General features: G+C 59.0%; 11 protein-coding genes and 1 tRNA gene. 5 read left to right on the top strand and 7 right to left on the bottom strand.

Features of this window, described 5'->3' with window-relative positions; all coding sequences use genetic code 11:
* A partial coding sequence (locus HUU60_10430; GenBank protein NUL83124.1) for a hypothetical protein occupies window positions 1–749 on the bottom strand: 749 nt, incomplete at its 3' end.
* Between the two features lie 172 nt (window positions 750–921).
* On the opposite strand from HUU60_10430, the gene HUU60_10425 reads away from it, so the two are divergent.
* Window positions 922–997: transfer RNA gene (locus HUU60_10425), tRNA-Ala, on the top strand.
* Window positions 998–1,049: 52 nt separating this feature from the next.
* On the opposite strand, the gene HUU60_10420 is transcribed toward HUU60_10425, so the two are convergent.
* From HUU60_10420 to HUU60_10410, 3 genes are read right to left on the bottom strand one after another with little or no spacing between them, the layout of a single operon-like run.
* Window positions 1,050–1,634, bottom strand: a complete 585-nt coding sequence (locus HUU60_10420; protein ID NUL83123.1) for a pyroglutamyl-peptidase I — start codon at window positions 1,632–1,634, stop codon at window positions 1,050–1,052.
* Entirely contained in the window at window positions 1,631–2,269 is a 639-nt protein-coding gene (locus tag HUU60_10415) for a DedA family protein (GenBank protein ID NUL83122.1), read from the bottom strand. Before HUU60_10415 ends, HUU60_10420 begins: the two co-directional genes overlap by 4 nt.
* 3 nt (window positions 2,270–2,272) lie before the next feature.
* On the bottom strand, window positions 2,273–3,628 hold the full coding sequence (locus HUU60_10410) for a Sapep family Mn(2+)-dependent dipeptidase (GenBank protein ID NUL83121.1): 1,356 nt from the start codon (window positions 3,626–3,628) through the stop codon (window positions 2,273–2,275).
* Window positions 3,629–3,666: 38 nt separating this feature from the next.
* On the opposite strand from HUU60_10410, the gene HUU60_10405 reads away from it, so the two are divergent.
* The 4 genes from HUU60_10405 to HUU60_10390 are packed head-to-tail and all read left to right on the top strand — an operon-like array spanning window position 3,667 to window position 7,982.
* Window positions 3,667–4,539 carry an aldehyde dehydrogenase family protein gene (locus HUU60_10405; protein ID NUL83120.1) on the top strand — a complete coding sequence of 291 codons (873 nt, stop codon included), beginning with the start codon at window positions 3,667–3,669 and terminating at the stop codon, window positions 4,537–4,539.
* 17 nt (window positions 4,540–4,556) lie between these two features.
* A complete protein-coding gene (locus HUU60_10400; GenBank protein ID NUL83119.1) occupies window positions 4,557–5,330 on the top strand; it encodes an SDR family oxidoreductase in 774 nt (257 codons plus the stop codon).
* Window positions 5,302–7,296, top strand: coding sequence for a PAS domain S-box protein (locus tag HUU60_10395; protein NUL83118.1), 1,995 nt, complete (start codon window positions 5,302–5,304; stop codon window positions 7,294–7,296). Before HUU60_10400 ends, HUU60_10395 begins: the two co-directional genes overlap by 29 nt.
* Before the next feature lie 35 nt (window positions 7,297–7,331).
* The gene (locus tag HUU60_10390; protein NUL83117.1) at window positions 7,332–7,982 is read left to right on the top strand and encodes a response regulator transcription factor; all 651 of its coding nucleotides are present in this window, start codon (window positions 7,332–7,334) and stop codon (window positions 7,980–7,982) included.
* Between the two features lie 5 nt (window positions 7,983–7,987).
* Here the strand turns inward: HUU60_10390 and HUU60_10385 are convergent, their stop codons facing one another.
* The 3 genes from HUU60_10385 to plsY form a co-directional block, all read right to left on the bottom strand.
* The gene (locus tag HUU60_10385; GenBank protein NUL83116.1) at window positions 7,988–8,812 is read right to left on the bottom strand and encodes a trypsin-like peptidase domain-containing protein; all 825 of its coding nucleotides are present in this window, start codon (window positions 8,810–8,812) and stop codon (window positions 7,988–7,990) included.
* 80 nt (window positions 8,813–8,892) lie between these two features.
* Window positions 8,893–10,656 (bottom strand): hypothetical protein, encoded by a 1,764-nt coding sequence (locus HUU60_10380; protein ID NUL83115.1) that lies wholly within the window; start codon window positions 10,654–10,656, stop codon window positions 8,893–8,895.
* 57 nt (window positions 10,657–10,713) lie between these two features.
* Window positions 10,714–11,784, bottom strand: coding sequence for a glycerol-3-phosphate 1-O-acyltransferase PlsY (gene plsY / locus HUU60_10375; GenBank protein ID NUL83114.1), 1,071 nt, complete (start codon window positions 11,782–11,784; stop codon window positions 10,714–10,716).
* Window positions 11,785–11,837: the final 53 nt, after the last annotated feature.

Genomic DNA, 11,837 nt, shown 5'->3' with positions numbered 1-11,837 from the left:
TTCGGCAGATCGGGCAGCGGCCGGCTGGTGAACGGGATGGTGTCGACACCGCCCGCGCGGGGCACCGCCACCGCGTAGTCGGCGTAGAGCGCCCGATCGATCGCATTCGACTGGATGTGCAGAGGAGCGGTCGGGTTAAGGATGTTGATGCCGACATTGCCGCCCATTAGGGCAATTCTGTTGGCATGGATGGCGAGCCTGTCGTCTTCGTCTTCTGCCAGGTGGACAAAGTTGCCGTCGCCGAAGTTGATGCGGCCGCTAAACCCATAGAGCGCGCCTGGGCCGATAAGCCTTAGGGTTTCAGACGTGGAAGACTGGACGGTCAGCGAGTGGGTCGGCGAGTTTGTTCCAATGCCGACTTTGCCCGTGTTGTAGAAGACGTTCGAGCTAAGCGTTTCCCAGGGGCGCAGGGCGAACGAGGCGTATGGGGCTGGGTTGATCTTAACCCGAGGCGTCAGGATCGTGCCGCCCACCTGGATCTCCAGATAGCGGTCGGCTCCGGTCCAGACGACGCCGAAGTCGAGGTCTTGAGAGAACAAGCCATTAGAGGCGTTGACGGAGACAGGACCGACGGTGGCCAGGGCAGCTCCCCCTGCATTGACCGGGTAGAGGCGAAAGGTCATGTTGTAGGATCCTGTAGCCGGGCTGCCGTTATCTCTCAAAAACCCTTGGTAGGTGAAAGGCTGTGCGGCGGCGATGGCCGCGGTGAGCGCGAAGAATAGTCCCAATAGGGCCAGTTTGTTTGACACGTGATTTCCTCCGTTAGATAGCGAGAAGGGCTGCGGCCTTGGTCGCAACCCCTACGCAGAAGTTATATCACATATCTGCTTGGTTTTGGAGGCAGAGAGGTTCATACCGGTCAAATCACCGGCTTTTGGCCGAGCGTCTGGATCGATCGGCTTGGGTATAATCGCTAGCGTTGGGGCGGTAGCTCAGCTGGGAGAGCGCTAGAATCGCACTCTAGAGGTCGAGGGTTCGAATCCCTTCCGCTCCACCAATTTCCCCCTTTTCGCCCGGATTTATAGGCGCGATTCGTACTCAAAATTGTGCTACATTTGCAAAAAATCCCGTTCGCGATAAAGCCACTGACCCGCCTTGATCACCGCGTCCCTCAATGTCTCCAGAGGCAAGTTCGGACCCTCATCCTTGGCCTGTTCCGGCAATCTGGGCAGGTGCATGAAACCGGCGATTAGGCTCGAATCTGCGGCGTCCTGCAGAGTTCGGTAGAGGATGTGGTTGCACATGTAGGTTCCTGCGTGAGCTGATTCGACTACGGGCAGGCCCAGACTCGCCAAGCGCTCGGCCAGCGCTTGGCTGTCCAGGGTTGAGAAAAGCGCCGCAGGCCCTGTAGGATCGATCGGCACGAGCGGCCCGCCGCGCGAGGCTCTTTTGAGATTGATCGCTATCCGCTCGATCTGAATCTTGTCGGAGCGGGATTGTCCCAGGTGTAGCACAACTTTGGGGTCATATTCGGCAATCGCTGCCCGCGAGGCTTCAACATCCATGTCGTATTCGACGGGCAGAACGGCGAATCGGGCTTGCGGCAAATAGGGCATAGCGGCGCGCATCGCTTCGAGCGAAGAGTTGATCGTATCGCCGTCAAAAGGCTCGAAGGCGGTGATCAGAAGGCTCATGCCGCTTCTTTCTGCTCTTCGTCCTTTTCCGGCTTTAGATGGTGGTAGAGCCAGAAGGCGAACAGGCCCAGCAGCACGAGGGCAATGATCAGGTCAAAGCCGTGCAGATAGTCGCGAATGTGGGTCCAGTTTTCGCCCAATTTTAGCCCGACCAGACCCAGCATGTAGCACCAGGGCACCGAGCCGACAAAGGCCAAGATCAGGAACGGTATGAAGGGGACGCGGCTGACGCCCGCAGGAAAGGAGATGAACGTGCGGATAATGGGCAGCATTCGAGCGATAAAGGTCGCCCAGAGGCCCCATTTTGCGAACCATCGGTCTGCGCGGTCGAGGTCTTTCTTTCGGATCAGCACATAGCGTCCGTATTTTTCTATGAACGGTCGGCCACCGATGGCGCCGACCCAGTAGTTGACCGCCGAGCCGACCATGCATCCGAACGCGCCAGCTATAGAGGCCCAGAAGAGGTTCATCTCGCCTTTGTGGACCAAGAAGCCTGCAAACGGCATGATCAGCTCGCTGGGGAGAGGGATGCTGCAGCTTTCGATAGCCATCAGGCCCGCGACGGCGGTGTAGCCTCCGGCAGAGATGACGCCGGTCGTCCACTTCATTATAGGCGCTAAGATCGCGTCTAACATCGGTTATAGGTTCGCCAGTTCATAGAGCATCCTCGCGTAAAGATAGGTCAGTTTTCTCATACTTTCGATAGCGATGCGCTCGTTGGGCTCGTGCGCGGCGCCGTCGCCTTCGAATCCGGCGCCGATCGCGACGAGGGGCGGCAGAACGCGCGCGTAGGTGCCTCCGCCCATCGTTTGCGGCGGCGTCTCGTCGCCGGTTTCTTCGCGGTAAATCCGTCCGATAGCCTGTAGGAAGGGGTTGTCCTGAGGCACGTAGTGAGGGGGCGAATCGTCGACAGAGACCACCTCGAAGCCCATCGCTCTCACGGTCGGCTCGCATCGCGCCATCAGTTCGCCCAGCGACCAGGTCGCCGGGTATCGGATGTTGATCGTCATTCGCGCGGTCTGGCCGTCGTAGCTGAACACGCCTAAGTTAGAGGTCAGGGGGCCGGTTACTTCGTCTTCGTGCTCTATTCCCAGGGCATCGCCGTCTTGAGATCGGGCTATTTTGAGCGCGTTGTTCAGCCAAGCGTCGTTGTCCGGCAGATTGAGCGATTGGAGGCCTTCGAGCAGCAGAGCGACGGCATTGACGCCCAGGGAGGGTCGGCTGCCGTGAGCCGATTTGCCGGCCGCGGTCCATACGGCATGGTCGCCTTGAGCGACGGCGGAGACGCCTTCCGGCAGGGTTGCAGGAATCTCGGCGCTTTTGACTGTCGCGCTGGCTCGGTCGGGCACCATGTTGTGCCGCTCGCCGCCTTCGGCCTTGGCAATGTGGGCAGACGCGATTTTTTTCTCGATCTTTAGATTCAAAATGCCTTTCTCGGCAAATACGAACGGCCATGCGCCGTCCGGGCTAAATCCGGCGACCGGGCGCTCGGGAACGACTTTAAGATAGTGCTCGACACAGCAAAACCCGCTTTCTTCGTCTCCGCCGATCACGATGCGGACGCGCCTCTTGAGGGGCGTCCCTAATTCTTTTAGAGCACGGACGGCATAGATGCTGGCCATGGCGGCGCCTTTGTCGTCCTCGGCGCCTCGGGCATAGATGTAACCGTCTCGAATCTCGGCGGCCCAAGGGTCAGAATCCCAACCGTTGCCGGGAGGAACCACGTCTACGTGGGCGAGCGAGGCGACGAACTCTTCTCCGTCGCCGATCTCCATGTCCTGAGCGTAGCCGTCGAAGTCTCTGCATCGGAAGCCAAACTTCTTGCCCAGATCGAGCGTAACGTCCATGGCTTGGCGAACGGCGGCGCCAAACGGGGCGTTCGGTTCTGCCGGACCTTCTACGCTGGGCGCGTTTAACAGGCGTTGGAAGTCGGAGATGAGCTCGTCAAGGTGATCGTCCGTCCATTGTCGCAATGCGTTCGGGTCGAGGGACATGTTGGGCGAGATTATACCCAGGCAGGTAGAATCGGCCAATGAGCCAGCGGGCGTCGGCGCTGAAGACCTATAAACTGTGGATCGGCGGGGAGTTTGCGCGCAGCGAATCGGGCCGCACCTACGAGGTTGAGACGGCAAAGGGTCGATTCTTGGCCAATGTGCCGTTGGCCTCGCGAAAGGACCTGCGCGATGCTGTTGGGGCCGCTCGGAAGGGACAGACTGCTTGGGCTAAGATGACTGCGTATAATCGCGGACAGGTGCTTTATCGAATGGCCGAGATGTTGGAGGGACGGGCGGAGGAGCTGGCCGGAGTCTTGGCAGAATCGACCGGGCAGACGATTGCCTCTGCGCGCGCTGAGACCGTCGCAATGGTGGATCGGTGGATCTACTATGCCGGGTGGACGGACAAGTTCTCGGCACTGGTCTCCAGCGTGAATCCCGTCGCGCACCCGATGCATAATTTCTCCGAACCTCAGCCTACCGGCGTGGTCGGCGTCGTCTGTCCGGACGAAGCGCCCTTGCTCTCTTTGGTCAGTCTGATCGCTCCGATATTGGCGGGCGGCAACTCGGTCGTCGCTTTGTTGCCCGAACGACACCCTGTGCCTGGACTGGCGCTATCCGAGGCGTTAGAGGTGTCCGACCTTCCGGCCGGGGCGTTGAATTTTCTTTCCGGGCGCCAGGCCGAACTCTTGCCGCACTTGGCAGGGCACGTCGATATCGATGCGCTCGAGTTGTGCGGCGTCCAGGGCGATCGGAGGGGGATTGAGATTGCGGCGGCCGATTCGATCAAGCGGGTTCATTCGTCGCCGATGCTGACTGCTAAGGAGTGGGCGACAGAGAAGGGTCGCGGGTTGGGCTTCATCGAGCCTTTTGTTGAGATTCAGACCGTCTGGCATCCGGTCGCCTGGTAGTTTGCTATAATCCCGACATGGATCTTGGGATCGAGGGCAAGACCGCGCTTGTTGGGGGCGCCAGCACGGGATTGGGGTTCGCGGTGGCGCAGCGATTGGCTCAGGAAGGCGCCAGGCTCGTTATTTGCAGCCGCGATTCTGCTCGAATACAAGATGCGGCGCATCGATTGAGCGGAGAGGTCTTGCCTATCGTTTGCGATCTTTCCGATCCTCGATCAATCGCTTCCCTTGTCCGCGAGATCGGGGATCGACCGGTGGATATTCTGGTTCACAATACGGGCGGCCCGCCTGCCGGAAGTATCTTCGAGTTTGACGATGGCGAGTGGGAGAGGGCACACCAGTTGGTTTTGATGTCCTTTGTGCGTTTGACCCGCGCATTTGTGCCTGGGATGAGGCGGCGCAAATGGGGGCGGGTGGTTACGATCTCGTCGATGAGCGCACGGGAGCCAGCGGACGATTTGGCGTTGTCGGCTGTGTATCGGGCCGGCGCTTTGGCCGCAGTGCGCTCGATGGCTCGGGCTTGCGCTGGGGACAACGTCTTTGTGAATGCGGTACTGCCCGGGCCGTTTTCTACCGACCGTTGGACGGAATTGGTGGCTGAGCGCGCCGCGCGAGCTGGAATTGCGCCAGAGGAGATGGCCGCTCGCACTCACTCCAATTTGCCTACCGGGCGTCCCGGCGATCCAAGATCGTTGGCGGCGACGATCGCTTTTTTGGCGTCCGATCTGAATCAATATCTGTCTGGAGCCGCGATTCCGGTCGATGGCGCGGGTTTTCGGGGCATTTGGTGAGTTCATGGACCTATCGATCGACCAATTGCCGTTTCCTGCGCTCGTTCTGAACGATCGAGGCGAGATTGTCGCTAAGAACGCCCATTGCCAAGTCGGTTTGACGGCCGATTGCCTCGAATCTCACGGTTTCAAGACTACAGAACTCAGCAAGGGTTTTCGGCTGGCTTATGCAGTGGACGATGTGGAAGAGCGGCCGTGGAGAAAACGGTACGAGGAGTATTACAGGGGGACGCCTCAGCCCGCGTTCGTTTGGCAGCACGTTGGAGACGATTTTGAACTGATCGGGCACAACGAGGCTGCGATCGACCTCACCCAAGGCACGATCCAGCACATCGTTGGCATTCGAGCGAGGGATTTTTTCAAGGATCAACTCCATGTGTTCGACGACTTGTTAGAATCGATCGCCAAGGGCAAGCGCATTCAAAGGCGGATGCTGTATTACTATCAGTTTTCGAAGATCTCGAGATGGCTGGATGTCGTCTATCAGCCGGTGCTTCCCGACATCGTATTCGTGCACACTCGGGACGTTACTGACGAGGTGGAGTATCTCAATCGGCTGGCCGAAAGCGAGCGGCGGTATCGCGCGGTGGTCCAGGATCAGACCGAGTTGGTGTGCCGTTGGCTGCCGGATCGGACGCTCACGTTTGTCAACGAGGCTTTTTGCCGTTTTTTTGGAAGGAGCGAGGCCGAATGCATCGGACGCGATCTTTTGGAGATTGCCGACCCGGCAATACGGGACGCCGCACAAGAGGCTATAGAGCAAGGCAAGCAGATCATGACGGCGGACAATCCGACGCGATCGATCGAGTTTCCCGCGCCCAATGCTAATGGCGAGATGCGTGACCTGATCTGGGTGGACCGAGCGATGTTCGACGGTGAGGGGAATGTGGTCGAGTACCAGACCGTGGGGCGCGACGTAACGGAGCACCGTCTGGCAGAAGGGCGATTGACCGCCGTTATGAACGCGCTGCCCGATCTGTACTTTTTGATCGGCAAGGACGGTCGACTGTTGGAGCACCAGGACAGCGCGGGCTTTGGCCTTATACTGCCGGACTGCGATCCGATCAACGGCAAGACCTACGATCAATGCCTTCATCCCGAGTTGGCTCAGCGGATTAAAGGTCTGTTGCCCGACATGGCGCAGAGCCGCTCGCCTAATACTTTTGAGTTCGCACTCAACGCCAAGGACGGCCAACGTCGGTGGTTCGAGGCTCGGCTCGTTCAGGTGCTGGGGGTGGGAGTCGCCTCGATTGTGCGGGACATCAGCGACCGACATAGGGCGGAGACGGCTGTTCGGCGACGGACGGAAGAACTGATCGCCATGACCGATCGGCTCCAGAGGGCTCAAGAGGACGAGCGAAAACGCATTGCGTCGGAATTGCACGATGAAGTGGCCCAGTATCTAACGGCTCTCAGCCACACCATCGAGCAGTGCGAGCGGTCGGGAGTGACTCCAGACCTGATGGATCGAGCCAAGAGCGTAGTGGGCGATCTCATTCGAAAGGTGCGAGAAGTGTCGACCGGTCTGCGCTCGTCCGTTCTCGAGGATCTCGGTTTGGAAGCTGCGGTTACGGAGTTGGCTGAGAACGCTCGTCTGGCGACCGGATTGCAGCCGCACCTCAGGATAGATCTGGGCCACGTCGAGCTTTCGAAGGAACTTCAGCAGGACGTTTATCGCACGGTGCAAGAGGCGGTCAACAACGTTGTGCGCCATTCTAAAGCGACCAAGGTCAAGATTGCGATCGACGTTGGCCGAGAAGCGCTGGCCATCGAGGTCAGCGACGATGGCGTTGGTTTTGATCCAGAAAGCGCTCGGGATCGATATGAAGGACTGGGCATCCGCGGCATGATGGAGCGCGCGGCCCGATGGGGAGGCATATTCGGTTTAGAGTCTTCTCCGGGAGAAGGAGCTACGGTGAGAATCTCCTTGCCGATTGCTAAGGAGAAGCGTTCAAAGAGGGCTTAGAAGGTATTCTATGCACTGTGCAGGGTATCCGAGTTATGTTGGCGGACGACCACGGAGTCGTCCGGTCTGGCCTTAAGAGGGCCTTGGAGGAATCGCCCGGTTTTACTATCGTCGGCGAGGCGTCCAATGCTGCCGAAGTGATCCAACTGGCGCCCAAGCTCAAACCGGATGTGCTGATTCTGGACATTGGGCTGCCGGACATTTCTGGCTTGCACGCGCTGAGGCAGCTAAAGCGGAAGTCCTATTCTCCGGTTACTCTGGTGGTATCGATGCATGTGGAGACGGCCTACGTAGCCGAGGCGATCAAGTTGGGCGTACAAGGTTATGTGGACAAGAGCGCGCCGACCGACACCATCATTGAAGCGACTAAGAGGGTGGTCGAAGGCGGAAGTTTCTTTTATCCTCCAGAGTTGGAGGGAAAGGCGCAAGACTTTTTGGCTACACAGGCGGCCGGCGGTCCGTTTGCGCTCTTGACGCCTCGCGAGAGAGACGTGGTCGGGCTGCTGGAGCACGGCATGACAAATGCCGAGATTGCCAAGACCTTGGGCATCAGCCATCGGACGGTGGAGATTCATCGAGCGCACATTATGTCCAAGCTGGGATTTGCCAACAAGGCGCAGCTGTTCAAGTTTTTGGCGCAGAATTCGGTTTCTCGCTCGAGCCCGGCGCTGGATGCGGATGGATAGAGGATCTACCTCCCCATCAACTTGAGGATCGCCTCTGCGGGCACGCAGTTGTAGTAGGTCATCTGGGGTTCTCTGCGGCGTTGTGGCTCGGCATAGACGGAAATTGTGGAGGCCGCCATGCCGACGGCGTTTCCTTTCATGTCCATTATCAGACCGCCGCTAGATCCAATGGCAAAGGGCGAGGTTACCTGCAGCATTTCTCGCTTGGAGCGTCTGTCCTCCATAATCGCACGACGAGAGACGATGCCGGATGAGAGAAAAAAGGGCCGTCCGTGCGGATGGGTCAGCGCGGCGATGTTTTCTCCGGCAGCGATATTTAAAGCTAGGGGCACCGGCTTTAAGCCGACGGCGTCGATCTTGAATATGGCGATGTCGTCTTTGCGGCTGGCGGCGAGCACCTCTTTGATCGGGTAGACCTTACCGTCCGAGGCGGCCGCCAACAGGAATGCGCCTCTCTTCATGTCTTCAAATACGTGATGGCAGGTTGCGCACTCACCGTTATCGCCGACGACAAAGGCAGACGCCACGCCCGAGAAGTGCCACATTGGGCAGTCGTCGCACGGTTCTGTCGTGCCGATCCAGAGGACGCTGTTGAGTCGCTGGTTGTAAAGCTCTGCCAAGGTGGTTTCTCGCGTTGCCTTGGACGGCGCCGACACCTTGCACTGAGAGAAGCTCAAGCCTCTTTCCAGTTCGTCCGCGCTGGGGCATGCGTTCGACTTTCCAAGCCGCGTGGCTGCCTGGTCGAGTTTCATTTGAAGTTCGGCTTCGTCGATCGTCGTCTGAGCGTTTGCGATGCTTAAAAGGGTTATGGCGAGCAGAGCAGTCTTCATGGTTACCCTCATATTGACATACGAAGGGGCAATCAGGCTACGCCCGATTGCCCCAATGGGTTCGCAGATCGTATCCGCGTTTAGAAGAGTATCAGCCCTGAGTTCGGTCCGATGGCGATCGGCACGTTGGCTGGGTAGTATCGGCCGCGATAGTCGCGGACGCTGGTCGGTGGCGTGTAGCTAAAGGTTCTGGTCGGGTGAGTGTTCACCAGGACGGTGCCGGCCTCATAGGCCCTCATAAACAGAGCGCCCGTGTTTTCGGCGCCGTCGCGGATTGTGTAGTTGGCGCCAACCGGTCGTCCGATTGACAAGTTCAGCTCTGGGGTCAGCTCCATGCGGGACTCGGCGTTATCGGCCCACAGGGAGGCGTATACGTTCTCATGGTTGACCAGATACATGCCGGCGATCACGTAGTCGTATCGCTTCGGGTCGCTGGCATATCGGCGCGCCATCAAGATGGCGGTCTTGTCTGGGTTGAAATTGACGGTTCTTAGATGCCAGGCGGCTCGGTCGGGCGTATGGAAGGAGTGGTCGTAAGCGTGCACCATAAAGCCTTCCAACATGTAGCCGTCCAGCAGAGGCATGATGGTCGTGTACGGTCCGTTGGGCGTATCTCCGCGAGACAGGTTGGCAAACACCTGCATTCCCTTGTTGTGATAGTGGCTTCGGAAATGGCCGATGCAGTCTGCCGTCGCGCTGATTCGCTGTTGCAGGGTCTGATACTTCGTCGACTGCTTGTAGACGGGCAGCGAGAAGTTATCGAAAAACACTCCGTCGGGATAGTTGTTGGGGCTTCCGAACGAGTTGTGGATCATGGCGTCCAGGTTGTCCAGCGCGAACTGCCGGACGTTGCGGTCGCCATAGTCCATCAGGTACTCGACTCGATAGCCTCCCCAAGGTCGAGTGATGTACGCGCCGTTGAGGTCGCGCAGGAACCAGTCGGGGCGATTGTTTCTTGCCCAGCCAAAGGAGTACAGGTCATGGGCGATGTCAGCCCGCTGAACGTTGTCCAACAGCTCCAGCGACTGCCAGCCCAGCGCATAGAAGAGGAATTTGGCCGTCGGCTTGAGGGCCTTCAGCTTCGCCTCTGCATGATGCGGCACAATGAACAGGTCGTACATAGCGGCGTCCTGCAGGTGATCGACGCTATTGGAGTAGAACTTGGCCAGCTTGAGAGCTCTTGTGCCCGGCTGTGCGACCGGAAGGCCGCGTCCGCTCGTCAGCTTGACGGCGTCCAGGTTCACATAGCCGCGCACATGGCCAGGATCGAACAGAAACTTGAAGTTAAGCTTGATTCTGACGGCGCCTTGCGGCACGGCAAAGTCCACTTGGCGCAATTGCCAGTTGGCGCCTGGAACCAGGTTGGGCTGCTCAAGCCATGTCCAGGTAGTCGTGCCGTTCGCATAGGTGGTCGAAAGTTCGACGCCATATCGAACGTTGAGGATGTTGCGACCCTTCATCGCATAAGTCAGTCGCATTGGTTCGCCGCTTTGTGGAAACAGGCTTGAGTTTACAGAGATGGGGAACGTGCCGATAGTATGCTCTGTCGCAGGGCCGTCCACCCATCGGTTGAACCCGATCTGTTGGCAGCCGGCGCCCTCATAGCTAAAGCCGTATTCCATCCCATAGTCCAGATACAGCCTGGCGTTCCACCAGTTGGATCCGTTTGTCAGCGTCCATCCATCGGAGACCAGGTCGGGTCGGAAATTCCAGTCAAAGTCGATTTCCATGTTCCCCGTGCCCATCAAGTAATCGATCTCGGTCGGCATCGTACGATTCGAGCCTTGCGAGAATGCCGAGCCGCATATTAGCAGCGCGGCAGCGAAGTATGCTGTGTATCGCATAGTTCAACACCTCCCCACAGAGGCTTTATGCCATGCGGCGAGGCGCCGAGCATCCTGCTATGTTGACGTGATTTGGATTTCGAATCGCTGGGCCGGACAGGAAAGCAGAAGGGTCGCCAAAGATGGGTCGAGGCCGTGGAGCGCACAGATTCTGCCGAGCGCATCGGCGGCCGACTCAATTTCGTTCAGCGGCAGGGCCCAGATCCGCTGACCCTGCACATCGTATTGCGCGAGCGTAATCGAAGCGTGGTCGGGTTTTGAATCGGGGCTGCCGGCGACAAAGACGACGAGACGGTCGGCGCTCGATCGATCGGAGAGCTGGCGAGCGGCCGTCCAAATTTGCACAGCCCGATTCGGTTCGGTCGGAAAAGCGTCGCCCGCCTGTCCGATCAGACGGCCCGCTTGCCAAGCCTGAACGAAGGCGCCTCCCTCCTCCAATAGCGCGGGCGGCAAAGCTAACTGAGGGTCCAGCGGTTCGCCTTGGAAGCCCGAAAGCGCGATTCTCTTGGCCGCCTCGCCGGGCGTTAGAGCCGTCTTGCGCCAGGTTAGTTTGGGTTCCGTACCCTGCATCAGTCGCTTTATGTTCTCGCGGTGCCGCCAGACGATGAGCGCCGCCGCCGCGCCCGTAACGCCGACAACGACCGGAGAGTAGCCGAACGCCCAAGCAGCGACCGGCACCGAGACGGTAGCAATGATCGACGCCAGCGACACCCATCGCCCTAGGGTCAGCGCAAGCACGAAAAGCGAGATGGCGACCAGCGCGGCCAGAGGGGCCACGCCGATCACAACGCCCCCGCCCGTAGCCACGCCCTTGCCGCCCTTGAATCGAAGGAACGGCGAGAGACTATGACCGACGATCGCCGCAACGCCGCACGCGACGCCCCAACTCGGCCCTCCTGCATTGGCGGCCAGCTGCGCGGGCAGCCAGCCCTTGCCAATGTCCAATACGAAGACGACCAATCCTGGAGCCGGGCCAAGGGTCCGATAGACATTGGTCGCGCCGATGTTTCCGCTGCCGTGCCGTCGAATGTCGACCCCGTAGAGCCATCGCGCAACAAGGAAGCCAAAAGGAATGGAACCCAAGAAGTAACTTCCCAGTATCGCCAAGATTCCAGTCTCTATGCCCATGCCGCCTTTACCGGTTAGGCGCTCTTGAAGGATTTCCTGCGAACGCGCAGAAC

It is taken from the genome of Armatimonadota bacterium (genome assembly GCA_013359125.1).
In the GTDB taxonomy this organism is placed as follows: domain Bacteria; phylum Armatimonadota; class Fimbriimonadia; order Fimbriimonadales; family GBS-DC; genus JABWCR01.
The sequence above is the reverse complement of the archived record's forward strand: the minus strand, read 5'-3'. Positions and strand labels throughout refer to the sequence as shown.

Excerpts from the sequence above, each read along its gene's own strand:
- HUU60_10420 (NUL83123.1), bottom strand. The coding sequence starts at position 1,634 with ATGAGCCTTCTGATCACCGCCTTCGAGCCTTTTGACGGCGATACGATC.
- HUU60_10415 (NUL83122.1), bottom strand. The coding sequence starts at position 2,269 with ATGTTAGACGCGATCTTAGCGCCTATAATGAAGTGGACGACCGGCGTC.
- HUU60_10410 (NUL83121.1), bottom strand. The coding sequence starts at position 3,628 with ATGTCCCTCGACCCGAACGCATTGCGACAATGGACGGACGATCACCTT.
- HUU60_10405 (NUL83120.1), top strand. The coding sequence starts at position 3,667 with ATGAGCCAGCGGGCGTCGGCGCTGAAGACCTATAAACTGTGGATCGGC.
- HUU60_10400 (NUL83119.1), top strand. The coding sequence starts at position 4,557 with ATGGATCTTGGGATCGAGGGCAAGACCGCGCTTGTTGGGGGCGCCAGC.
- HUU60_10395 (NUL83118.1), top strand. The coding sequence starts at position 5,302 with ATGGCGCGGGTTTTCGGGGCATTTGGTGAGTTCATGGACCTATCGATC.
- HUU60_10390 (NUL83117.1), top strand. The coding sequence starts at position 7,332 with ATGTTGGCGGACGACCACGGAGTCGTCCGGTCTGGCCTTAAGAGGGCC.
- HUU60_10385 (NUL83116.1), bottom strand. The coding sequence starts at position 8,812 with ATGAAGACTGCTCTGCTCGCCATAACCCTTTTAAGCATCGCAAACGCT.
- HUU60_10380 (NUL83115.1), bottom strand. The coding sequence starts at position 10,656 with ATGCGATACACAGCATACTTCGCTGCCGCGCTGCTAATATGCGGCTCG.
- plsY (NUL83114.1), bottom strand. The coding sequence starts at position 11,784 with ATGGGCATAGAGACTGGAATCTTGGCGATACTGGGAAGTTACTTCTTG.